The 23,652-nt window shown below is 64.0% G+C and carries 22 protein-coding genes; 14 read left to right on the top strand and 8 right to left on the bottom strand.

Annotation, left to right across the window (positions count from 1 at the left end):
* Positions 1–47 precede the first annotated feature (47 nt).
* From ACYVKQ_RS15810 to ACYVKQ_RS15795, 4 genes are all read left to right on the top strand, one after another.
* Complete coding sequence (locus ACYVKQ_RS15810) at positions 48–731, top strand: peptidylprolyl isomerase (RefSeq protein ID WP_460676327.1); 684 nt, start codon at positions 48–50, stop codon at positions 729–731.
* Between the two features lie 101 nt (positions 732–832).
* The gene (locus ACYVKQ_RS15805; protein ID WP_460676326.1) at positions 833–1,732 is read left to right on the top strand and encodes an SDR family oxidoreductase; all 900 of its coding nucleotides are present in this window, start codon (positions 833–835) and stop codon (positions 1,730–1,732) included.
* Between the two features lie 193 nt (positions 1,733–1,925).
* The gene (locus ACYVKQ_RS15800; RefSeq protein ID WP_460676325.1) at positions 1,926–3,089 is read left to right on the top strand and encodes a zinc-dependent alcohol dehydrogenase; all 1,164 of its coding nucleotides are present in this window, start codon (positions 1,926–1,928) and stop codon (positions 3,087–3,089) included.
* 339 nt (positions 3,090–3,428) lie between these two features.
* Entirely contained in the window at positions 3,429–5,966 is a 2,538-nt protein-coding gene (locus ACYVKQ_RS15795; RefSeq protein ID WP_460676324.1) for a S8 family peptidase, read from the top strand.
* Positions 5,967–6,094: 128 nt separating this feature from the next.
* Here the strand turns inward: ACYVKQ_RS15795 and ACYVKQ_RS15790 are convergent, their stop codons facing one another.
* A complete protein-coding gene (locus tag ACYVKQ_RS15790) occupies positions 6,095–6,895 on the bottom strand; it encodes a M57 family metalloprotease (protein ID WP_460676323.1) in 801 nt (266 codons plus the stop codon).
* 161 nt (positions 6,896–7,056) lie between these two features.
* A complete protein-coding gene (locus ACYVKQ_RS15785) occupies positions 7,057–7,875 on the bottom strand; it encodes a M57 family metalloprotease (protein ID WP_460676322.1) in 819 nt (272 codons plus the stop codon).
* 518 nt (positions 7,876–8,393) lie between these two features.
* Between ACYVKQ_RS15785 and ACYVKQ_RS15780 the strand changes: the two genes are divergently transcribed.
* The 3 genes from ACYVKQ_RS15780 to ACYVKQ_RS15770 all read left to right on the top strand — a co-directional run bounded on the left by ACYVKQ_RS15780 (position 8,394) and on the right by ACYVKQ_RS15770 (position 12,451).
* Positions 8,394–9,938, top strand: coding sequence for a PSP1 domain-containing protein (locus tag ACYVKQ_RS15780; protein WP_460676321.1), 1,545 nt, complete (start codon positions 8,394–8,396; stop codon positions 9,936–9,938).
* 3 nt (positions 9,939–9,941) lie between these two features.
* Entirely contained in the window at positions 9,942–10,460 is a 519-nt protein-coding gene (locus tag ACYVKQ_RS15775; RefSeq protein ID WP_460676320.1) for a gliding motility lipoprotein GldH, read from the top strand.
* A 197-nt stretch (positions 10,461–10,657) separates the two neighbouring features.
* Entirely contained in the window at positions 10,658–12,451 is a 1,794-nt protein-coding gene (locus ACYVKQ_RS15770; protein ID WP_460676319.1) for a hypothetical protein, read from the top strand.
* Between the two features lie 90 nt (positions 12,452–12,541).
* On the opposite strand, the gene ACYVKQ_RS15765 is transcribed toward ACYVKQ_RS15770, so the two are convergent.
* From ACYVKQ_RS15765 to ACYVKQ_RS15740, 6 genes are all read right to left on the bottom strand, one after another.
* A complete protein-coding gene (locus tag ACYVKQ_RS15765; RefSeq protein ID WP_460676318.1) occupies positions 12,542–13,420 on the bottom strand; it encodes an SDR family oxidoreductase in 879 nt (292 codons plus the stop codon).
* A gap of 69 nt (positions 13,421–13,489) precedes the next feature.
* On the bottom strand, positions 13,490–14,374 hold the full coding sequence (locus ACYVKQ_RS15760) for a hypothetical protein (protein WP_460676317.1): 885 nt from the start codon (positions 14,372–14,374) through the stop codon (positions 13,490–13,492).
* 102 nt (positions 14,375–14,476) lie between these two features.
* Positions 14,477–15,442 carry a ComEA family DNA-binding protein gene (locus ACYVKQ_RS15755; RefSeq protein WP_460676316.1) on the bottom strand — a complete coding sequence of 322 codons (966 nt, stop codon included), beginning with the start codon at positions 15,440–15,442 and terminating at the stop codon, positions 14,477–14,479.
* Positions 15,443–15,669: 227 nt separating this feature from the next.
* On the bottom strand, positions 15,670–16,569 hold the full coding sequence (locus tag ACYVKQ_RS15750; protein WP_460676315.1) for a hypothetical protein: 900 nt from the start codon (positions 16,567–16,569) through the stop codon (positions 15,670–15,672).
* Positions 16,559–17,344, bottom strand: coding sequence for a UDP-2,3-diacylglucosamine diphosphatase (locus tag ACYVKQ_RS15745; protein WP_460676314.1), 786 nt, complete (start codon positions 17,342–17,344; stop codon positions 16,559–16,561). Before ACYVKQ_RS15745 ends, ACYVKQ_RS15750 begins: the two co-directional genes overlap by 11 nt.
* On the bottom strand, positions 17,325–17,981 hold the full coding sequence (locus ACYVKQ_RS15740; protein ID WP_460676313.1) for a LutC/YkgG family protein: 657 nt from the start codon (positions 17,979–17,981) through the stop codon (positions 17,325–17,327). Before ACYVKQ_RS15740 ends, ACYVKQ_RS15745 begins: the two co-directional genes overlap by 20 nt.
* A 301-nt stretch (positions 17,982–18,282) precedes the next feature.
* Between ACYVKQ_RS15740 and ACYVKQ_RS15735 the strand changes: the two genes are divergently transcribed.
* From ACYVKQ_RS15735 to hemA, 7 genes are all read left to right on the top strand, one after another.
* Positions 18,283–18,624 (top strand): carboxypeptidase-like regulatory domain-containing protein, encoded by a 342-nt coding sequence (locus tag ACYVKQ_RS15735; RefSeq protein WP_460676312.1) that lies wholly within the window; start codon positions 18,283–18,285, stop codon positions 18,622–18,624.
* 383 nt (positions 18,625–19,007) lie between these two features.
* A complete protein-coding gene (locus ACYVKQ_RS15730) occupies positions 19,008–19,397 on the top strand; it encodes a c-type cytochrome (protein ID WP_460676311.1) in 390 nt (129 codons plus the stop codon).
* Between the two features lie 84 nt (positions 19,398–19,481).
* Positions 19,482–20,066 carry a YceI family protein gene (locus tag ACYVKQ_RS15725; protein WP_460676310.1) on the top strand — a complete coding sequence of 195 codons (585 nt, stop codon included), beginning with the start codon at positions 19,482–19,484 and terminating at the stop codon, positions 20,064–20,066.
* 14 nt (positions 20,067–20,080) lie between these two features.
* The gene (locus ACYVKQ_RS15720) at positions 20,081–20,989 is read left to right on the top strand and encodes a DUF5777 family beta-barrel protein (RefSeq protein ID WP_460676309.1); all 909 of its coding nucleotides are present in this window, start codon (positions 20,081–20,083) and stop codon (positions 20,987–20,989) included.
* Positions 20,990–20,999: 10 nt separating this feature from the next.
* On the top strand, positions 21,000–21,431 hold the full coding sequence (locus tag ACYVKQ_RS15715) for a hypothetical protein (RefSeq protein WP_460676308.1): 432 nt from the start codon (positions 21,000–21,002) through the stop codon (positions 21,429–21,431).
* 48 nt (positions 21,432–21,479) lie between these two features.
* Complete coding sequence (locus tag ACYVKQ_RS15710) at positions 21,480–21,974, top strand: group I truncated hemoglobin (protein ID WP_460676307.1); 495 nt, start codon at positions 21,480–21,482, stop codon at positions 21,972–21,974.
* A 122-nt stretch (positions 21,975–22,096) separates the two neighbouring features.
* A complete protein-coding gene (gene hemA / locus ACYVKQ_RS15705; RefSeq protein ID WP_460676306.1) occupies positions 22,097–23,383 on the top strand; it encodes a glutamyl-tRNA reductase in 1,287 nt (428 codons plus the stop codon).
* Positions 23,384–23,652 lie beyond the last annotated feature (269 nt).

Genomic DNA, 23,652 nt, shown 5'->3' with positions numbered 1-23,652 from the left:
TGCCTGAAACTTCGTACGGCCCTTAGAATCGACTTACCTCCGTGCCCATGACCCGTATTGTTCGCCTGACCGGCCTGCTGGCTGCCCTGTGCTGGCTGGCGGCCCCCGCTGCCTCGCACGCGCAGAAGGCTCCGGAAGCCAAGGTAAAAACCAAAGCCGCCAAGCCCAGCAAGAAGGACGAGCTGGTGACCCTGCACGTCACGCAGGGGGGCACCACGCTGGGCGACATCCGGCTGGTGACGTTTGAGCAGACGCCGCTGCACCGCGCCAACTTTCTGCAGAAGGCGCGCAACGGCTACTACACCGGCACCACCTTTCACCGCGTGATTCCCGGCTTCATGGTGCAGGGCGGCGACGCCAATTCCAAGAACAGCGACCCGAACGATGACGGCATGGGCCAGCCCAGCGACCCGACCATTCCGTCGGAGCTGCGGCCCGAGCTGACGCACAAGGCCGGGGCCCTGGCGGCGGCCCGCATGGGCGGCCCTCCCGGCACGCCGAGTTCCTCCTCGCAATTCTACATCGTGCAGAACCCGGGCGGCGTGCCCCACCTGAACGGGGCCTACACCGTGTTCGGGCAGGTCATTCAGGGCCAGGACGTGGTCGATAAGATTGCCCAGGCCCCGCGCAACGAACGGGACCGTCCCGACGAAGCCATCAAGATGGACGTGAAGGTGGAAAAGCTCAGCAAGAAGAAAATCACCAAGCTCTACGGCTACCAGTATCAATAAGGGCTAGATGGCTGGATGGCTAAAAGGTTGATTGTTGTCGCGCCGCCAGCATGACCAGCCATTTAACCATTTAGCCATTCAACCGTTTAACCATTGCACCCATGCGCCTTCTCATCACCGGGGCCAACGGCCTGCTGGGCCAAAAGCTGATCGGGTTACTGCACCAGGAACCGGGCGTGGCGCTGATTGCCACCTCGCGCGGCACCAACCGCCTGGCCGACCTCTACCCAAGCGTGCCCTTCGCCGCCCTCGACGTGACCGACGCGGCCCAGGTAGAGCGCGTGCTCGGCGAGCAGCGGCCCACCCACGTCATCCACACCGCGGCCATGACCAACGTGGACGAGTGCGAGCTAAACCAAGACGCCTGCTGGCTGCAAAACGTGACGGCCACCGAGAACCTGGCCCGCGCCTGCGCCGCGCACGGCGTGCACCTGACGCACCTGAGCACCGACTTCATCTTCGACGGCACGCACGGCCCGCTCACCGAGGACGCTACGCCCAACCCCATCAGCCACTACGGGCGCAGCAAGCTGGCCGCCGAAGAGGCCGTGATGAACGCACCCGGCCTGCGCTGGGCCATTGCGCGCACCGTGCTGGTGTACGGCGTGCTGCACGGCGGCGGGCGAACCAACATCGTGCTCTGGGTGCGCGACTCGCTGCGCGCCGGCAAGCAGATCAAGGTCGTGAACGACCAGTGGCGTACGCCCACGCTGGCCGAGGACCTGGCTCAAGGGTGCTGGCTGATTGCCCGGCAAAGCGCTCAGGGCATTTACAACATTTCGGGCCGCGAGCTGCTCACGCCCTACGACATTGCCCTGCGCGTGGCTGACCACTTCAGCCTCGACAAATCGTTTATCACCGAGGCCGACGGCAGCACCTTCACCCAGCCCGCCAAGCGCCCCCCGCGCACCGGCTTCGTTATCGACAAGGCCGAGCGGGAGTTGGGCTACCGCCCGCACTCCTTTACCGAGGGCATCGACATCGTTTCGGCCCAGGCCTGATCTGCAGGCCGCTGACCTTGACCAATCTACCCCCGCCACCCCGGTGCGCGGGGGTATTTTTTTGTCGAAAAAGAGAGGGGGATGGCGCCGCTGAAGCTTGGGCCCGGCTGGGCCCGACAACCTCGGCCCCAGCCGGTTCGTTAGGTTTTGCTACAGTGCCGATAGCCCATTCCACACCCAAAACCCATTCACGATGAAAGCATTAGTATTCCACGGTGTCAAGGACGTGCGCGTCGATACGGTCGACGACCCGAAAATGGAGGACGCGCGCGACGCCATCATCCGCGTGACGAGCACGGCCATCTGCGGCTCCGATCTGCACATCTACAACGGTGGCATTCCGCAGCCGCGCCCCATGGTGCTCGGCCACGAGTTCATGGGCATCGTGGAGGAAGTGGGCAAGGGCGTGGGCGGCAAGCTCAAGGTGGGCGACCGGGTGGTAGTGCCCTTCCCTGTGGCCTGCGGCACCTGCTTTTTCTGCAACCACCACCTGCCCGGCCACTGCGAAAACTCCAACCCCGACCACTACGGCCCCGAGGGCGGCGTGCTGACGGAAAAGGGCGGCGCCCTCTTCGGCTACACCGACCTCTACGGCGGCTATAACGGCGGACAGGCCGAGTACGTGCGCGTGCCCTACGCCGACTTCGGCCCGCGCGTGATTCCCGACTCGCTCACCGACGAGCAGGCGCTGTTTCTGACCGACATTTTCCCCACTGGCTACTCCGGCATCGACTGGGGCGAGGTAAAGGGCGGCGAGTTCGTGGCCATTTTCGGCTCGGGCCCGGTGGGCATCATGGCCGCCAAGTCGGCCTGGCTGCGCGGGGCGGCCCGCGTGGTCATCGTCGATACCCAGCAGTACCGCCTCGACAAAGCCCGGGCCACCGCCAACTGCGAAACCATCCTGTGGCAGGACCGCAAGCAGGTCATCGAGGAAATCCGGAGCATGAGCAGCGGCCGCGGCGCCGACGTGTGCGTGGAGGCCGTGGGCTTCGAGCCCGACCGCGACCTGCTGGACCGCGCCAAGGCCGTCATCAACCTGGAAAAAGGCTCGCCCAAGGTGTTGGAAGCCTGCATGAGCGCAGTGCGCCGCGGCGGCATCGTGTCGGTGCTGGGTGTGTACGGCGCCTACTTCGACAACTTCCCGCTGGGCCAGTTCTTCGACAAGGGCATCACGCTGCGCGGCGGCCAGGCCCCGGCCCACAAGCACATCGACAAGCTGCTGCAGTACGTAGTCGACGGCAAAGTGAAGCTCGACGACGTCATCTCGCACCGGCTGCCGCTGGCCGAAGCGGCCCACGGCTACGACATCTTCCGCAACAAGAAGGACAACTGCACCAAGGTCGTGCTCAAGCCCTGAAGACGACCGGAGCCCGCACCGCCCGCAGAAGAACCGGCTTTCCATGCCGGTTCTTTTTGTATTTGGGCGGCTCGCGGCTCCGGCAGGCAGTGGCTGATTCGCGGGTTTCCCTATCTTTAATCAACGTTCCAAGCCCAAGAAGTAAGCCCAAGCTAATATTCAACAATTGGCTTATTTCCTGACTCCACCAACCGAAGCTCCGCTCTGAAAACTACCCTCACCCGCAGTGCCCTCCTGGGGCTTCTCGCGGCCGCGCTGCTGCCTGCGGCGCAGGCCCAAACACCAGCCGCCCACCGAGTCCCGCTGGCGGCCAAGCTGGCTCCGCCGCTGCTGCAGCGCGTGGCCGCCCGCCCCGCTCCGGCCACGTACCGGGTGCAGGTGGTGGAGGTTGCTGCCTTTCGCCAGTGGCTGCAGCAGCGCCTGCCCGGCGCCGTGCTGCAAGCCAGTTCAAACGACGGCCGGCTGTTTACCGTGCGCGGCGTGCCCGACGCGGCGGCGCTGGCGGCTTGTCCGCAGGTGCAGTTTGTGGACGTGGCAGACCGCCGCGCCCAGCCCGAAAAAGAAATCGACGGCGTGGACCTGGGAGCCAACCGCCTTTGGCCGGTGCACAGCCTGTACCCCCAATTGACGGGGCAGGGACTGACGGCTTCGGTTAAGGAAGAAGCCTTTGACCCCAACGACCTGGATTTTCGCGGACGCGTGGTGAGCAGCCCGCTGTTTGGGAGCCCCGGCAGCGACCACGCCACCACCATGGCCACGCTTATCGGCGGTGCCGGCAACTCGGCGCCCACGGGTCGTGGAGCAGCCCGGCAGGTACGCCTGGCCACGTCCAGCTACGCCAACCTGCTGCCTGACGACGGCGCCCAACTGGCCGCCGCGAACGTGTCGGTCCAAAACCACTCGTACGGGGTGGCCGCCGTCGAAAGCTACTACGGCCTGGAGGCCCGCGCCTACGACCAGCAGACGCGTCAGTACCCCAGCCTGCTGCACGTGTTTTCGTCGGGCAACCAGGGCAACCGCACCGGCCCCACCGGCAGTCCGTACGCCGCCGTGGCGGGCGTGGCCAACCTCACCGGGCAGTTTAAACAATCCAAAAACACCCTCAGCGTGGGGGCCACCGATGCGCTGGGCCGCGTGGCCGCGCTCAGCTCGCGCGGCCCCGCCCACGACGGCCGCATCAAGCCCGAACTGGTGGCCATCGGCGAAGCCGGCACCTCCGATGCCGCCGCCGTGGTATCGGGCGCCGCCGTGCTGGTTCAACACGCTTACCGCGACGGGCACAGCGGGGCCCTGCCGCCCGCTGCGCTGGTCAAAGCCGCCCTGCTGAACAGCGCCGACGATGCCGGCCGCCCCGGCCCCGATTTTGAAGCCGGCTTCGGGCAGACGGATGCCCTCGGCGCAGTCCAGACGGTGCTCGACAATCGTTTCGTGCTCGGGGCAGCCACGGCCGGCAGTACGCGCAGCTTCCCGTTGACTGTGCCCGCCGGAGTGCGGCAGCTCAAGCTGACCTTGGTGTGGGCCGACGCAGAAGCCGCCGCGGGCGTCGGTCAGGCCCTCGTCAACGACCTCGACGTGGAGCTAGTCGGTCCGGGCGGGCAGCGCTGGCGCCCGTGGGTGCTGAGCGCTGCCCCGCACGCCGATTCGCTGGTGTTGCCGGCCCGCCGCGGTGTTGACCGCCTCAACAACGTGGAGCAGGTCACGCTGGCAGCTCCGGCTGCCGGCAGTTATCAGATTCAGGTGCGCACTCACCGCTTAGCCGTCGGAGCGGATCAGCCGTTTGCCGTAGCGTATGAGCTGGAAGCGCCGGGCTTCACCTGGTCCAATCCTGCCGGTGCCAACACCGTCCTGCGCGCCGATCAGGCCCAGCGCCTGCGGTGGCAGTGGCTGGGCCCGGCGGTCAGCGGCCAATTGGAATACTGCTCAGCGCCCGCTGCTGCCTGGCGCATCGTCAACCCTCGTGTGGACCTGGCGGCCGGCATCTACGCCTGGACCCCGCCCGCGGATGAAGCCACGGCGCAAGCGCAGGTACGGCTGGTCGTAGGCACTACCACGTATGCCAGCAGCACCTTTGCCTTAAATCGGCCGCCGGTGCTGCGCGTCGGGTACAACTGTCCCGCGGCGGGTAATGCCGCCGGGGAGGCCCTGCTTACCTGGTCCGCCATTTCCGGTGCGACGCAGTACCAAGTGTGGCAATTAGGCGCGCAGCAACTGGAACCCCTCGCCACCATCACCGACACCATCTTGCTGCTCAGCGGCTCCCAGTTGGCCAGCCGCTATTACGCCGTGCAGCCCGTGCTGCCCGGCGGTGGGGGCGTGCGCGGCCGCACCATCGATTACACCAGCGCGGGCACGGCCTGCTACGTGCAGTCGTTTTTGCCGCGGCAATTTGTGACCAGCGAAGTCCTGTTCGATTTGGTGCTGGGTACCACCTACCAGCTTCGGCGCGTGGACCTGGAGCGCGAAACCGCTACCGGCTTTCAAACGGTACAAACCTTGACGGCCGGGCTGGGAACCCAGCTGTTGCTGTCCGATCAGCTGCCCACGGCCGGACTCTACCGCTACCGCGCCCGTCTCGAAACGGCTACCGGGCGCAGCATCTACACCCAGCTCGAAGCCATACAGTATGCCCAGCCGGGCGACGTGCTGGTATTTCCTAATCCCGTGCCGGCCGGCCAGACGGCTACCGTGCTGGATGCTGCCCAACGCCCGCTGCGTTGGCAGCTCTACGACCAGCTGGGCCGCCTGGTAGGGGAAGCTAGCCCCGACCCCTCCGCCCTCAATGAGCTAGATACCCGCAGCTTGCGCGCCGGCACCTACATCCTGCGCATTCAGCCGGAGGGGAGCAGCACGGTCATCCGGCGAATTGTGGTGCAGTAAGGCGATTAAAAGCAGCATAAGCCACCGGCTCAAAAACGGTGACTAACTCCGTAACGGCACAAACGCAACGAGGCCCGGTTCCGCGCGGAACCGGGCCTCGTTGCGTAAACGGTGGCTCTGTCAGAAGCTTAGTACAGGTAGCTGAGTGCAGTTTTGTCGTAGGCATCAAACGGGCGGCTCTGGCCCGATCCGATGCACGCGAGCATCCACGAGTTCGGCTCCGCGGTGGTCGGCGTGCCCGGAATGTGGATGGCCCCCACCGTGCTGGCGCCCTCGTTGGCCGTGGCCCCGCCGCAGCTGTAGGAGCGGTCCATGAAGTCGGTGTGGCGGAAGCCGATGCAGTGGCCTATTTCGTGCGCCAGGATAGTGGCCAGGTAATTTGTGGCCGGGTTCGAGCCGATGGCCTGCGAGTTGATTTTCACCTGGCTGTATGGGGCGCCCGTCGACGTCGGAAAGCCGGCCGAGGCGAGGTAGCTGCCATTGCCTTTCACCAGATCAATATCGGCTCCGCTCGATACGCGCTGGAACGTGATGAGCAGGTTTTCCGCGTTGTAACGCCGAATGGCTTCGTCCAGTCCGGCCACGTACGACGTAGGCAGGCGGCTGGAAATGCTGATTTTGATGACGCGGCCCGTACCGGCGTTGACAAGGTTGTTGGTGCGGTATTGCTCGACGTTGCCTACGCGCAGCACTTTGTGGTCGGGCGTGGCCTTCAGGTCGGCTTCGGAAAGGAGAATGTCGCCTTCTACCAGGTAGCCTTCTGACGTTTTTTGCGCGTTGTGCGTGCTGAAGCCCAGCTGGCGAATCTGCGTCAAGGCTTCTTCCGAAGGCTGATCGGCGGCTCGAACCTCGTCCTGCTTTTGGCAAGAGGACAGCCCCAAAACGGTCAGTGCGAGTGCACAGGTGGCGGTGAAGAGTTGCTTTTTCATAGAACAGTGGTTGGAAGGTGGTGGGAGGGAAACAAAAGGCACTGCAGCAGTGCTGGGCAATGCGGGTGGGATGCTGGCGGCCTCAACTGGGTAAAAAACAAGGTCCGGCTCCTTGCCGAGCCGGACCTTGTAGTATGAATGCTCCGACTAAGCGTAGTGGCTTAGTAGAGGTAGTTCAGCGCAGTGCGGTCGTTCGTGTTGAACGGACGGTTAGCACCCGTGCCGATGCAGGCCAGCATCCACGAAGTAGCGTCGCCGTTGTAAGCGGTCGGCGTGCCGGGGATGTGCACTGCCCCTACCGTGCTGGCGCCTTCGTTGGTGTAGGCACCACCGCAGCTATAAGCGCGGTTGGCGTAGTCGGTGTGGCGGAAGCCGATGCAGTGGCCCACTTCGTGCGCCAGGATGGTGGCCAGGTAGTTGGTGCCCGGGTTCGAGCCGAGGTAGGTCGAGTTCACCTGGATCAGGTTGTGCGGGTTGCCGGTCGAGGTCGGGAAGCCGGCCGAAGCCAGGTAGCCAGCGCCACTGGGGGCCTTGGTCAGCGTGATGTTGGCACCCGAGCTTACGCGGGTGAAGCGCAGACGCAGGTTTTCGGCGTTGTAGCGGCGAATCAGCTCGTCGGTAGCCGTAACGTAGGCCGAGGGCAGGGTGCTCGAAACGGCGATGGTGATGGTGCGGGCCGTCGAGCCGACACTCACCAGGTTGTTGGTGCGGTACTGCTCGTTGTCACCCACGCGCAGGAACTGGCGCTCCGGAGCGCTCTTCAGGTCAGCGTCCGATAGAAAAATGTCCCCTTCTACGAGGTAGCCATTATCCACTTTCTTGGCACCCTCTGATGTGAAGCCCAAGGCGTGGATTTGCGACAATGTCTCTTCCGAAACGGTGTCTTTTGCTTGTACATTTTCCTTTTTGGAGCAGCTGGCCAGCGTCAGAGCCGAGAAGGCGCACACGGCGAGGGTCGAGAGTACTTTATTGGACTTCATACGGTGGTTTGGTTGGGGTTTTGGTTGAACATTGCGCAAAAGGTAGAACGTATTTTTGAAAATATCAAAGAAAATTAACCGAAACTTCATTATTTTTTGACCGTATTGCGCGCGGCTGTACATGCCCGCATTCCTTATTACCGGGGTCTGTAACCTGTGTATTTACACGAGTTGTATAGATTTTTTTGATACAATACCTGCCCCCCATGTCCCAGGTTAGACCCACTGCATTATATAACTATGCAGATATTGTGCATTGCATGGGATGTGCGCTTCGAACGCCGATTATCCGCGGGTCAGCCGGATGGGAAGTACTGTTATAATCCAGTATTGGGAACTCTGCGGTTCGAGCCGCGTTTAGGGCCATTTGCGGAGCATCGTTAACTCCCAAACTGGGACGACGATTCGGGGTACGGGGGACTACGGCAGCCCCCTACCGAAATGCGTATCTTTGTTTGAAACCCTAATGTTGTTCGCGAGCCGCCGGTTGGCAGCTTGCTTGATAATAGATCTTCACTGTGGCTTGCACTTCATGTTCCAGCGGCGGCGGTTGCGCTACTTCTGGTTGCGGCTCCAAAGGGGGCTGCTCATCCGGCGGCTGCACGCGCCTGAATGTTTTCGACTGGCTGCAGGACATCGACCTGCCGGCCGGCTTTAAAGAATTTGACCTCGTTGAAATCCGCTTCAAAGGCGGCCGTAAAGAGTTTTACCGTAACGACAAAGGCCTCACGCTCATCACCGGCGACGCGGTGGTGGTGGAGGCCGCCGGCAACGGCTGGCACCTGGGCTACATCTCGCTGAAAGGCGAGTTGGTGCGCCTGCAGATGAAAAAGAAGAAGGTGCCGCAGGATTCCAAGGACATCCGCGGCATTCTGCGCGTGGCCACCGAGCAGGACGTGGAGCGCTACGAAGCCGCCCGGGAGCTGGAACTGAACACCATGTTCCGGGCCCGCTCGGTAGTGGATGACTTGCGCCTTAAAATGAAGCTCTCGGACGTGGAGTACCAGGCCGATCGGACCCGCGCGACCTTCTTTTATTCGGCCGAGGACCGCGTGGATTTCCGCGACCTGATCAAGCGCCTGGCCGAGGAGTTCCGGGTGCGCGTGGAGATGCGGCAGATTTCCCTGCGCCACGAGGCCGGCCGCCTGGGCGGTATCGGGGCCTGCGGGCGCGAGTTATGCTGCTCCACCTGGCTGACGGAGTTCAAGAGCGTGAGCACCACCGCCGCCCGCTACCAGAACCTGAGCCTGAACCCGGCCAAGCTCTCGGGACAGTGCGGCCGCCTGAAGTGCTGCCTGAACTACGAGCTGGAAACCTACCTCGACGCGCTCAAGGACATTCCGCAGGTGTCGCGCCCGCTGCAGACGCAGCAGGGCGAAGCCTTCCTGCAGAAAACCGACATCTTCAAGAAGCGCATGTGGTTTGCCTTCCGCGGCGACAACAACTGGGTGATGCTGCCCACGGAGCGCGTGAAGGAGATTCTGGCCCTGAACAAAGCCGGCGAAAAGCCCGACACATTGCTGGCGCCCATCGCCGAGCCCGTGGTGGAGGTCAGCGTGCAGGAACACGTGGAAGGTTCGCTCGACCGCCTCGACGATAAGATTAAAGCGGGCAAGCGCACCAAGCGTAAGAAGAAGAAGGAAAAAGGCCCGGTGGCGCCCGCTTCGGGCGTGCAGCCCAAGCCCACGGCCGCGTTGCCCAAGGATGCTCCGCGGCCACGCCTGGAGCCCAAGCCCAAGCCGCCCGTGGAGGCTGGACCCGCCGCCGAGGGCGCGGATGCGCGCCCGGGTAAGGCCGGTGGCCGCTCAGCCAACCGCCGCGGCCGCGCCAGCGTGAGCACCGATGCGCCGCGCACCGAGCGTCCCGCGCCGCGCTTCGACCCGCGTTTCCGCAGTGCCCCCGGCACTCCCGGAGAAGGCGGTACGCCTGGCCCCGGCCCGGCCAAGCCCGGCGACGAAAGCCGCGGCGAACGGGGCGGCCGTTCCCGCCGGGGCGGGCGCCGGGGCAGCGGCCTCGACGGCAGCACCAATGGTTCCGCCAACCCATCACCCTCTGCCTCTTAGCCTATGCCGAGCCCCTGGCATTTTTTGCGCCGCGCGGCGGCGGTGCTCGTCGCGCTGGTGGCCCTTGCGGCCTGCGACCCGAACCGGGTGTACGAAGACAACATCGACCTGAAAGCCAACGGCGAACCGTACCTCTGGTCGGTGCAGAACAAGCCGGCGTTTGAGTTTCAGATAACCGACCCCAATCAGTTGTACAACGTGTACCTGAACGTGCGCAACGCCTCGATGTACGGGTACTACAACCTCTATATCAAGGCCACGCTGACGGGGCCGCAGGGCCCGGTGGGGCCACCCAAGCTGCACCAGATGATTCTGATGGACCCGAAGACCGGGGAGCCGCGCGGCAACGGTACCGGCGACATCTTTGACCACCAGTTTCTGGCCATGCGCGGGCAGCGCTTTCCGCAGGCCGGCACCTACCGCATGGTGCTGGAGCAGTACATGCGCCAAGACGTGCTGCCCGGCATCATGGCCGTGGGCGTGCGCGTGGAAAAAGTGCCGGCGGAAGGCGCCGCGCAGTAAAGCTACCGGTATGTTTTTCAACGCGAAAGCCACTCCCGCCGGGAGTGGCTTTCGTGCGTTGGAATAGGAAGGAAACGTTGTAACGCGGGCTTGGATGATGAGGGGAAAAGTCTGGACTTGGACAACTCCGCCGGAAATGGCGGCGTATAGTTTAACCGCATTCCAGTTCTCACCCAACCAACTACACCTTTCACACGATGGCTGACAACACCAAAAATCCGAACGACGCCAAGAACCAGACTTCGAATCAAGCTTCTGGTTCGGCGCAGGGTGCCCAAGGTGGTACCGGTACCACCAGCACTTCGGGCATGAACGCCTCTTCCGGCGGCATGCAAGGTACCTCCAGCACCCAACCCGGCTCTTCTTCCTCGGGCCTGACCAGCGGCAACAGCAACCGTTCGTCAGGCTCGACTACTTCCAGCCAGTCGCTGGCCAACTCGGAAATGAGCGTGGGCCAGGGCGGCATTGGCGAAGGCTCGTCTTCGTCGGGCAGCAATGCCGGCAAAACCAGCAGCTCCAGCAGCAAAAGCGGCGGCAACAAGTCGGCCACTGGCAGCAGTTCTTCTTCGGCCAAGAAGTCGGGCAGTACTACCAAGGCTTCGTCCTCGGGCAGCAAGAGCGGCTCGTCGTCGGGCAAGTCCAAGTCGCAAGGCAATGACCAAGGCATGAGCGCCAACTCAGGCTCGTCGGGGCAGCAAGGCAATTACGGCGGCAACTTCGGTAACTCCATGGAGGGCAGCTACCAAGACCGCGACCGGGACGAAAACATGTACAGCGGCGCCGGCCGCGGCGAGTACGGCTCGCAGAACCGCGGCGGCACGCAAGGTGGCTACGGCAACCAGAACCGCGACTTCGATACCCGCTCGCGCGGCGGCGAATACGGCGACGACGGCTACAACCGCGGCGGCCAGGGCAACTCCTACGGCCAGTACGGCGGCCGCGACGAATTCCAGACCGGCGGCTACGGCGGCTCCAACCAGCAGGGCGGCTACAGCGGTAGCTACGGCCAGCAAAGCAACTACGGCGGCCAGCAAGGCATGAGCCGCGGTGCTGGCATGCAGGGCAACTACGGCCAGCAAGGCGGCCACAACTACGGCGAACAGCGCCAGGGCCACATGGACAGCCGGTTCGGTCAGCGCGATTCGTACGGCTACCAGGAGCGCGGCTACGGCCAGCAGGGCGGCAGCAACATGGGCGGCGGCATGCAGGGCAGCTACGGCTCGCAGGGCGGCGACTACAGCGGCCGCAACCATGGCAACCAGGGCGATATGGGCAGCCGCGGTATGCAGGGCGGCTATGGAGGCGGCAACGACTTCCGCAGCTCCAACGACAACGGCTCGCGCTACGGCCAGGGCCAAGGCTACAGCCAAGACTACGGTCGCTCGTCGATGGGCGGCGGCCAGCAAGGCGGCATGAGCGGCCGCGGCGGCATGGGTGGCGGCCGTGAGCAAGACGACTACGGCCAGTATAGCACCCGCAACCAGCGCGAAGACCAGGACCGGTATTCCTCGCGCGGCGGCTACGATAACCAGGGCTCCGGCCGCGGTGGCGAATCGTACGGCGGTGGCTACAGCGGTGGCCAGGGCAGCCAGGGCCGCAGCAACATGGGCGGCGGCCAGATGGGCGCCGGCTACGGCGGCGGCTACAACGATGACCGGTACGACTCCGGCCGCTCGGGCTCGTCGTACGGCTCGCAGAACAGCAACTACGGCGCGCGCAGCGGTTACAACGATGGCCGCGGCGGGTACATGGGCAACTCCGACCAGGGCTTCGGCTCGCGCGGCGGATCCTACAACGACGAGTACGATTCGTCGAACCGCAACTCCCGCCAGGGCTCGGCTTCGCGTGGCGACATGCGCTCGGAGGACCGCAGCCAGAACTACGGCCAGCAGAACCGCGGCAACTACCGCAGCCAGGACGAAGACTCCGACTACGGCTCCGGCTCGTCGGGGCGCCGCAACCGCGGCCGCGACGATGACGACCGGTACTAAGCCGTCTTAACCTTTAAAAGGGCCTCCAGCCAAAGCTGGAGGCCCTTTTTTGTGTGCTTAATGGATAGCGGTTGCGCGCTCAGCCCGCCGTCAGGACGGCTTGAACTCCTGCTGATGCTCGCGCGCAAACTCCAGTATCGTGCGCGGCGGCCGGCCGGTGAGCCGTTCCACCTCCGGCGTGACGGCGGCCGTGTGGCCGGCGCGGATCAGGGCGTTCAGCTCCATCATGCCGTCAATCATCCACTGGGGAGCCCCTGCCATGGCCTGCCGCGCCGCGGCTTCGGGCACATCCACGTACTGCACCGGGTGGCCCGTGGCCTGGCTGATGGCCGCCGCAATGTCGTCGCCGCTAACGGCCGCCGGGCCGGTCAGCGGGTAGGCCCGGCCGTGGTGGCGCGGCACGTCCTCGGTGAGAATGGCGGCCGCGACGGCGGCAATGTCGAAGGCGTCGATGTAGCTGACGCGGCCCGTGCCGTGGGGCTGGTGAATGGCGTTCTGCTCGCGGATTGAAGCGCCCTGGTGATTGATGAGGTTTTGCATGAAGCTGTTCGGGCGCAGGATGACGAACGGTACCCCGCTCTGCTCCAGGTACCGCTCCGTGGCGCGGTGCCAGCGGCCGAGTTGAATGCCCGGCTCGGCTTCGGCCCCGAGCACCGAGAGCCGCACGATCTGCTTGACGCCTGCCCGGCGGGCCGCGTCGATGAAGGCTTGGCTGGCCTGCACCTGCGTATCGGTGAAGGGCGTGATGAGAAACGCCCGGTCGACGCCGGTCAGCGCGAGGTCCAGCGTGGCGGGGCGCTCGAAGTCCATTTCCACCAGCTGCACCTCGGGGTTGAAGTGCCGCAGCCGGTCACCTTTGATGATGGAGTGTACGCCCGCGCGCACGATTACGTCGCGGTTGCTCAGGTCGCGCACCAGCGCGGAGCCTACCGTGCCGGTGGCGCCGGTAACCAGGATTGTCTCGGGCATCAGAATAGGGGGTTGGGTGAAGTGGTTGGGTTTCAAGTACCGCTTGCCCGGCCACATTGTTCGCGTGGCTTAGCGGCCGGCAATGTCACCGCGGTAGGTAGCGCGAAACAGCTTGCCCTTTTCGTTGCTGAACACGAAGTCGTGGTTGTTGATGAACGTCAGCGCTTCGGCCTGGCCGGCGTCGGGTATGGGCAGGCAGCTTTTCGCGCCGTCGAAGAGCCGGGCGCCGGGCTGCCGCTCGATCAGGTACACGTGCCCGTAGCCGAGCAGCGCCACGGTGCGGCCATCGGGGCTAATGTCGGCCGCCGTAATCCAGGTGCTGATGCGGATGCTGTCGGCTAGCCGGGCGGTGTAGTTGCCCGAACGAGCAGGTAGGTGGTACTCCTTTACCCAGTTGCCCTTGCCCCGGTTTTTGGTGAAGAGGTACAGGCTGTCGGCGTGGTAGAAAAACGCCTCGCAGTCAAAGTTGCGGGCGGCCTTCTTGGGCGGAAAGCGGCGCTGATCGGGGTAATTGAAGCGAATCGTGTCCAGCTCCTGCAGCCGGGGGCCGGCGAGGCGGTAGATACGCAGGTCGCGGCGCTTGTTGGTGTTGTTGCCGAAATCACCGATGTACAGCTGCCCGCGCGACCGGTCCAGGGCCAAGTCTTCCCAGTCGACGTTGTAGGCGCCGCGTACCGGGTGGGTGCGCAGCAGGTCGCCCTGAGGCGTGACCAAGTACAGCCAGGTGGTGTTGCCGCCGTCGCCGTGGGTCCAGAGGTTACCGGACGAATCGGCTACGGCCAGCCCGGAGCTTTCCACCACCTCGTCCTGGTGCAGGCGCCCGATGGTCTGCACCGCGTAGTCGCGCCGGACACGGGCAAAATCGCCGCGGCTGTCGTCACGGGTGCAGCCGCAGAGTACGGAGTGCATGAAAATCAGCAGCGGAACGAGTTTGTCGCGGAGTACAAAAAGCATAGCCAGCAAAGGAAAAGCAGGTCGGGCGCCCCTCGTGAGAGAGGGGTGCTAGGCCTGCCTTACGCAGATCGGCGCCGGGAGGCTACATTCCAACTGGCGTAGCTAAAACCGCAGGTAGGGCAGCAGCTTCTGGTAGGTTTCCTCGTCGAGCACGCGGATCTGGCGCAGGTCGGCGGGCTGGCGGAAGGGGCCGTGTTGCTGGCGGTAGGCTAGCACCACCCGCGCCAGGCGCTTGCCCAGATAAGGGTGCTGGCTGATGACACCAAACTCGCCGTCGTTTACATTGAGCGGGGCTGGCTGGTAGCCGGGCGCGACGAAGGTGTACTTGCGCAGGCTGTCCACGAGGTCCGGCGCGTCGCGCAGGCTGTAGATTTCCGCCGTTTGCGCCACGCTCACGAAGCCGCCGAGTCGCTCGCGGTACTCCACCACCCGCATCGAGAGCTTGCGCCCGAAGCCGCGGATTTGCATCAATTGCGTGGTGTCGGCGGCGTTCAGATCGAAGGGCTGGAGGTTGCGCGGCTTGCGCGGGAAACGGCTGTTGCCGGGCTGAGTGGCCGCGCCTTCAGCTGAGGAGCCTCGCTCGGGGTAGCGGCTGGCGTAGGCAGTCTTTTCAGCGGCCGGCAGGTGCTCGGGCAGCTGCAAGTAAGGCGCCAGGCGCTGGTACGTGGAATCGTGCAGGCCGTAAGCCTTGCGCAGCTGCTCCTTGGCCCGAAAGCCGCCGATGGCGTCGCGGTACTTTACCAAGCGCTTCGCCAGAAAGTGCGGCAGCCCGCGGGCCTGCCAGCCGGTTTCGTCCACGCGGTTGGGGTCGAAGGGGCTGAGCGGGATGCGCGCCACGCGGGTGTAGGCCCCGGCTGGCCGGGTGTAAGTACGGCGGGGAAGGTTGGCCGGACGGGCTGCGGCCAGCTCGGCTGCCACCTGTTCCAGTTCTCGGCGGTCGTTGGCGGGGTTGTAGGCGGGCAGCGCGGGGCGAAGCAGCAGCGGCGCAGCCAGCAGGGCCAGCAGTAGGATGAGCAGGAGGGCAAACCCGTTGGTTTCGGCGCGCGAAAACCCAAAATGACGTCGCACGGCGCGACGCAACGCAGTAAACACTGGCATATACAGGACGTAACAAAAGCACTAATTCGGGGCAAAATCTACAACCGAATGGGGTTTCTGCTAAGCCTGAGGCGGGAAATATTTCCCGTTCAAAAAATTAGGCTGGATCTTTAGCCGGGTCAAGGGTATGGACTGCAAGTTCCGCAGGACGTTCCATTTTCACCCGGCAGCTGCTTTGCAGCCACTGTCTACCCATCCTAGCGCGGCAGCTGATAGACGGCAATACCGGTTGCCGTCAGCGCGTACAGATACTGCTCGCCCACGAGCACCTGGGCGGCATCGGCCACGGGCAGCAGTACCGTGCGCTCCTGCAGGGCGTAGAGGTGGTAGAAGTGTAGCAGTCCGTCCTTTACGTAGTAAAGCTCGTCGCCGCGGAAGCCGATCCAGCTGAGGCCGGGCAGCGGCAGGCGCTTGCGGAAGTTGCCGAGGTTGTCGAATACCCACACGCCGGAGGTGCGGTCGACGAGGTAGAGGTTGTTCTGGTATTCGCGCAGAAAGCGGAAGTCCGGCTTGGTGCGGCCCAGCAGCACATCCAGCGGCGTGGTCATCGTCACGCGTCGCTGGGCTGAGTTGTACTGCAGCAGCGTCAGGTTACTTTCGTTAAGCAGCCAGAGGTTGTCGTCGGGCGCAAGCGTGGCCGTGCGGATCAGCCCGTTGTCCACCACCTCGTTGAGGCGCGTGGCTCCGATGGGCGCCAGAAACCGGTCGAGCAGCAGCAGCTCCTGCCGGTCGTCGTAATACACGAGAATCTTGGTGGTGTTCCACGCCTCCACCAGCCCGGTGTGGCCCACCAGCGGCGGCGAATACGTGGCCAGCGGCTGCCCATCGGGCCCGAACTGCCGCAGGTTGTTTTGCGCGTCGGTGACGTAGAGGTTGCCGCGGCGGTCCAGGGACGCCGGGCCGGGCTGCGCGAGGCGCACCGTGCGTACCAGCGCCAGGGTAGGGGCGGGGGCCGCCGCTGGGGCCGGCAGCTGGGCGGCCGGGCGCACTTCGGCCGGGGCCGTGGGCGGGGTGGTAACCGTTTGGGCAGCGGCGGGTAGCGCGGCGCTCAGCAGCAGAGCCACCGCGGCGGCCCGCAGCCGGCGGCTAGCTTTCAAAGCGCTGTAAAGACAGGTCGTGGCCATCGTAGACGCCGTACGTGCAATAATTGACCCACTCACCGAGGTTGACGTAGCGGCTGTGCGGGCCCACCGGCACGTCGAGCGGCAGGTGCCGGTGCCCAAACACGTAGTAGTCGTGGTGAAAACGCTGCTCCAGCTCGCGGCAGTACACCAGCAGCCACTCCTCGTCGCCGAGGTAAATGTCGTCCTTGGCCGTGTTGCTGATGCGGCTGCGTTGGCTCCAGGCGTTGGCAATGCCGATGCCCACGTTGGGGTGAATGCGCGCAAACAGCCACTGGGCCACCGGCGAGGCAAACACGCGCTTGAGCAGCTTGTAGGTGTAGTCCTTCGGGCCGAGGCCGTCGCCGTGGCCCAGGTGGAAGCGGTGCGCGCCCATGGTCAGGCTGACGGGGTGGCGCAGCACCGGAATGCCCAGCTCCTGGGTGAAGTAGCCGAACATCCACATGTCGTGATTGCCGGTGAAGAAGGTCACCGGCAGGCCGGCGTCGGTCAGCTCGGCCAGCTTGCCCTGCAGGCGGATAAAGCCGCGCGGAATGGCGTGGCGGTACTCAAACCAGAAATCGAAGATGTCGCCGACGAGGTAAATGGCGGCCGCGTCCTGCGCGGCCATGTCGAGCCAGCGCACGATGCGTCGTTCCCGCTCGCGCGAGCGGGCCAGGTCGGGGGCACCGAGGTGAAAGTCGGAGGCGAAGTACACCTTGCGGCCGGGCGCCACGGGTACCGGGGCCAGCTCAGGCAGAGGCGAGGTCATCCAGCAAAAACAGGGTGATGCTGCGCGGGCCGTGCGCGCCGAGCACGAGGGTTTTCTCGATGTCGGCGGTGCGGCTGGGGCCCGTCGCCAGCGAAATCATGGAGGGCAGCTTGTCCAGGCCGCCGCTTTTGGCCTCCACCAGGCGCAGCGCATCAGCAATGTCGGGCACCACCTGCGAGGCACGGGCAAAGACCAGCTGCTGATCGGGGTAGATGCTCAGGCGCCGCCCGCTAGCCGTGGCCGAGCTCAGCAGCACCGAGCCGGTGCGGGCCACCAGGGCCTCGCAGGTGGTCAGGCCCGCGTCGGCGTGGGCAATAAAGTCGGTTTCGTCGGCCGTATGCACGATGCCGGCCGTGTGCAATAGCTTCTTCAGCTCCGGCTCCCACACAAAGAGGTGCTCGATGTTGCGCTCCTTTTTGTGGGCGTACAGCAGGTCGAAAAAGTGGTCTTCCGAGGCGCAGTAGTAGAACGTGCCGCCGGCCCGCACGAAGCTCTCGGCGAAACCAATGGTCAGGTCGTCGGCCGGGGCCGGAAACAGGGGCGCCGTGAAGTCGGGCGCGGCGGGCTGATGCGGACTGGGCTGCTGCAGGGCTTCGCGCACCCGCCGCAGAATAAGGTCGCGGGAGGTATCGGGCATACAGCAAAGCTACGCATCTAAGTGCTGGCTTGAACGGCTTCGGGTGTTTTCCCCAAGCGGCTCCAGCCGCTATAGGTCCGTCACGGAGCGTGTTTTTCCCAAAATGAGAAAAAAAGTACCCGAAGAACCAACTGCAGGACCACACAAGCGTACTGCCCCAAGACCATTTGGACCGCTTTCACTTATCAGAGAAACTATGAAATACTTTTGCGCAATTGGAAGCTTGGCCCTCGCTTGGGTTACATTCCCCGCTTTGGCCCAGTCTACTGGAAACTCCCGGGTGGCCTTGGCGGATACACGTATGGAGGAACCCGCCAGTACGCCGCCGGCCATAGCTTGTGCCGCGGCCGCTGGCCAAGTGGTCAACGCGGACGGTGAACCACTAATCGGTGCCACGTTGCTGGTCAAAGGCACCACAACAATAGCCATAACCGATGCCAAGGGAGCTTTTCAGTTTAGCAGCCCTATCTACCAAGGTCAAGCCTTGGTGATAGAAGCTGCTGGGTATGAATCCTTGGTCCTCGTCCCATCTGACTGCACCTTCCCCGTGTTGATGCTGGAACGAGAGGCCGGCACCAAAATCAAACGCACCGGCAAACGAGCTGGACAAGTCACCCGTTCCGGAAAGGCTTATCTCCAATAATTACCACACCTTGACCAGGACGCCACGAAATGAGCTAGTCTTTCCTATTTTGGGAAGATGAGCGGCTGACGTACCGCTAGTTGGCCAAAGGCACAACATGTTTATAAACAACCAGTAGCTTGTGTTTTTAGGTTTTAATAAGAATTACCAGGGTTATTTAGACGTATTTAGTAAGTCATTTTAATAGATTATTGGAATAATATAGAAAAATTGTAACTAGACACTGGCAGCGCAACTCCTAAGGTTCAACGAGGGTTTGGAGTGATTGGGCGAGTTTTTTCCCGATTTGGGAACTGAGGTCGTAGCATTGTCGCACTGATGCCGTGGCAACGGGCTTACACGCCCCAATAACAGTTCACAGTCGTCGGGCATACTTCGATATAATGCAAAAAATTCTACCCTTCACTGCGGTGCGCACCATCATAGGCGCGGCATCGGTGGTGCTTGCCTTGACGAGTTCGTGCTCCTATTCGAACGGGGGCGACCCAGTGCCGTGCAACGACCCCACACCGGTCACTTACGCCGGCGTCATTTCGCCCATTTTCGATGCGCATTGCCGCTCGTGCCACGGCAGCAACGTTTACCAAACGCTGGGCGGTGGCAACGACTACAGCACGTACCAGGGCATCAAAAATCAATCGGCCCGGCTGATTCTGGGGTCGATTCAGCACCAAGGCGGCTACAACCCCATGCCCAAAAGCGGGGCCAAGCTCTCGGATTGCGACATCGCGCGCATCAAATCCTGGATCGACGCCGGGCAGCCTAACAATTAGCCGGCGGCTGGTGCGGCCTTTTTTGCCGGGCTCAGGTGGCCCGGCCTTCTCCTCAAGCCCCTATTCATGATCAGGCTGTTGTCTTTGTTGCTTGCTGCAGTGCTGGTGGTGCTGGTGGGGCAGTCCGGTTACGCGCAGGGCAAGTTCATGACCAAAACCGGCCGGGTGAGCTTTTTTTCGACCAGCATCATCGAGGACATCGAGGCGCACAACACGACCGTAGCAGCCGTGGTAGACGTCGGAGCGGGGCAAATTGCCTTTGCCGTGCCGGTGAAAGAGTTCGTGTTCAAGCGCAGCCTCATGCAGGAGCACTTCAACGAGAATTACATGGAGTCGGGGAAGTTTCCGAAAGCCACGTTTACCGGGCGCTTCACGGGCGTCAGCGCCGCCCAGTTGGCCGCTCCCGGCAGTCACCCGGTGCAGGTAGAAGGTACGCTGACGCTGCACGGCGTGCAGAAGCACGTGCAGGTGGCGGGCAGCTTGGAGCTCAAAAACGGGCAGCTGCAGGCCTTCGCCTTTTTCAACGTTGCCCCGGCCGATTACAACATTGACATTCCCCTGCTGGTGCGGGAAAACATTGCCAAGGTGGTGAGCATCCGCGTGAACCTGAGCTGCGACGCCGTTGCGGGCGGCGGTTCATCGGCGGCCAGCTCTGCCACTGCCAACTGACTTTCTGAGCGTTTATGAAATCACTTCGACTTACCCTGCCTTTTCTTGCCCTGCTGGGTGCTGCGCTGCTGGGCGGGGCACCGGCTGCCCAGGCCCAGGACGACCTGCTGGGGCAGCTGGAAAAGGAAACCACCGACCCGACCAAGCGGGAGGTAGTCACGGCCACCTTCAAAGGCAACCGCATCATCAACTCGCAGTCGGTGGAAATGCCGGCGGCGGGAGCCATGAGCTTCCTGATTCAGCACCGCTTCGGCACGCTCAACAGCGGCGCCTACAACCTTTTCGGCCTGGACCAAGCGGTGCTGCGCCTGGGCTTCGAGTACGGGCTGAACGACCGGCTGGCCGTGGGCATAGGCCGTAGCTCGCAGGATAAAACCTTCGATGGGTTCGTGAAATACCGTGCCCTGCGGCAAACGGCCGGCCCCCGCTCGATGCCGGTGACTGTGTCGCTGCTGGCCACGGCGGCGCTGACCACGCTCAAGTTCAACACGCCGGTGGAGCGTGATTTGGCTTCGCGCGTGACGTACACATACCAAGCGCTGATTGCCCGCAAGTTCAGCCCCGGCCTCTCGGTGCAGCTCATGCCCACCCTGGTGCACCGCAACTTCGTGACCACCTCGGCCGACGACAACGACGTGTACGCCCTGGGCGGGGCGGTGCGCCAGAAAATTACCAAGCGCACCGCCCTGACGGCCGATTACTACTACTTGCTCTCGGACCGTACGGCGCGAAGCTTCCGTAACGCCTTGGGCGTGGGCGTGGACCTGGAAACCGGCGGCCACGTGTTTCAGCTGCACTTGACCAACTCGTTGGGCATGACCGAGAAGTTCTTCGTGCCGGAAACCAACGGCAACTTCTTCGACGGCGACATCTACTTCGGGTTCACCGTCGCCCGCAACTTCACCATTCACTCCCAGCACTAACCGCTGCCCCGTGCGTACCAATCGATTATTCCGCCGGCGCAGGTGGCTGGCCGTTGCCTTGGTCTTAGGAGCGTTGCTGACGTGGGGAAGCTGGGAGGAGCCCAGCCTGCACGAGTACGCCCCGCCCGTTGAGTTCGTGACCCTGAACGCGCCCGGGCTGCAACCGGGCCCCGCGTCGCAGCAGCTGCAGGCCCGCGCCACGGCGCTGCCGGGCGTGACGGCCTGCGCCGTGCGCCCCGACAAGCAGCTGCTGACGGTGGCCTACAACCCCGACCGCCTCAGCGCCGAACAGCTGAGCCGTGCCCTGGGCAACCTGCACCCACTGCCCGTGCCGCCGCCCGACCCCACCGTGCGCCAGTGCCCGGTGCCGCCGGGTTACGTGCTGGCCCTGGAGCGCCTGCGCTTCGCGCTGAACCTGCGCCGTCTTTACGTGACGATCTGATTGTCTGTGCCGCCATTTCCCCCGCTTTCCACCTTTTTCTCTTTATGTATGAAAAGTCGCTTACTCCTGACTGGCCTGGTGGCCGGTAGCTTGATGCTGCATTCCTGCGGGAAAAAGCAGGCCGAACCAACGCTATATGACCGCCTGGGCAAAACCGAAGGCGTCGCCAAGATCGTGGACGGCCTGATTGCCAACGTGGGCGCCGAAACCCAGACGCCGAATTCGGCCATGCTCCGCTCGCACCAAGAACTGCTCGACGCCGTGAATGGCAAAAACGGGCAGGCCCCCACGGACCCGACGCGCCTGCAACGCCTGCGCAACAACTTCGTGGACCAGCTGGGCGAGGCGGCCGGCGGCCCCCTGACTTACAAAGGCAAGAGCATGCTTTCAGCACACACCGGCATGAACATTACCCACAACGAGTTCAGCGTGTGGCGCCAGCAGCTGGAGAAGTCGCTGAACGACAACCGCGTATCCGACAAAGACAAAGCCGAAGTGTACGCCATCATCGACGCGATGCACAACGACGTCGTCGGCCACTAACTGCGGCTGCCGGCTCGCCATACGCCCGTCGCCGCACCCTTGATTGAGGGCAGCGGCGGCGGGCCCAAGGGCCGTGCCTAGGTTTAGCGTCCGCTTTTCTTGCATTCGTTCCCGTATTTCCGATGCACCCGCCATTCAAGGCCGTCAGCCTCTCGCACCTGCACGCGCCGCTCGCCCTCCGGGAACTGCTGGCCCTGGACGAACTGGCCTGCCGCCGCCTGCTGCGCACGCTGCGCGATGAACTGGAGCTGGCCGACGTGTTGGTGCTCAGTACCTGTAACCGCACGGAAGTGTACTACAGCGCGCCGCAGGAGAGCAGCGCCGCCATCATCGCCGCGCTGCACCGCATCTGCGGAGCCGCGGCCGACCCGCGTCACACCGCGTATTTCAACTGCATTGCGGAAGCCTGCGCCGCCGCGCAGCACCTGTTTGCGGTGGCCATGGGCCTCGAGGCGCAAATCGTCGGCGACCAGCAGATCAGCAACCAGGTGAAGCGCGCCTACCAGTGGGCCGCCGATGAGTCCACCGCCGGGCCGTTTCTGCACCGGCTGTTGCACACCATTTTCCTCGCTCACAAGCGCGTGGAGCAGGAAACAAACTTCCGCGACGGGGCTGCCTCCACCTCATACGCCACCCTGGAGCTGGTCAACCGGCTCACCAGCCACCTGCCCGCGCCGCGCGTGCTGCTGGTGGGGCTGGGAGAAATCGGGGCCGATACCTGCCGGTACTTCGCCGCCCACCACCGCTTTGCCGACGTAGCCGTGTGCAACCGTACCCGCGCCCGGGCGGAAGTGCTGGCCCAGGAATGCGGGGTTCGGGTGCTGGACCTGGCCGATCTGGCGCACGGCATCGAGCAGGCCGACGTCGTTATCTCCGCCGTGGCCGGCTCACAGCCCCTCATCACCCGCGAGCTGCTGGCCTCGGTGCCCGTGCTCGACTACAAGTTTCTCATTGACCTCTCCATGCCGCGCAGCATTGCGCCCGCGGTGGAAGAGGTGCCGGGGATTATGCTGTACTCCCTCGAGGCGGTGCAACGCAGCACCGCTGCCGCGCTGGCGCGCCGCTTGGCCGCTGTGCCGCAGGTGCGCGCCATCATTGACGAGTGCCTAGCTGATCTGCAAAGCTGGAGCGACGAGCTGCTGGTGTCGCCCACCATTCAGAAGCTCAAAAACGCGCTGGAGCAGCTGCGGCAGGAAGAGGTGCGCCGCCACCGCAAGAAAATGTCGGCGGAAGAAATGGAACGCGTAGACGAACTGACGCGCGCCATGATGCAGAAGGTGCTCAAAAAACCCGTGCTGCGGCTCAAGGCCGCCTGCCAGCGCGGCGAAACTGGCCCGCTAGTGGAAATGCTGGCCGCGCTCTTCGACCTGGAAGGTCACGCGGCAACGGCTGTTGAGCCACGCCGGTAGCGCTTCGCTAAACCCAGCGCCAATGGCTCTGCCCGTCCGCCCCGCCACCGCAGCCTTGGAGACGGCTTTTCGCAACGGGGAGCAGCGCTACCCCCGACAGCCCGACGCGCGCCGGGGGGGGAGCAGCTGTGCCGGCTCCTGCCGCCGAGCCCCGGGGCTGCCGACTCGCTCGCCGCCCAGCACAAGCCTGACGGACAGGATCGGTAAGCGTGCCTGTCCCACTTGGCACCCGCACCCCGTTCATGCACCGGCCCGGCCCCACCATGATG

The organism is Hymenobacter coalescens, assembly GCF_054783195.1.
This window is presented reverse-complemented; position numbering and strand designations above follow the sequence as displayed.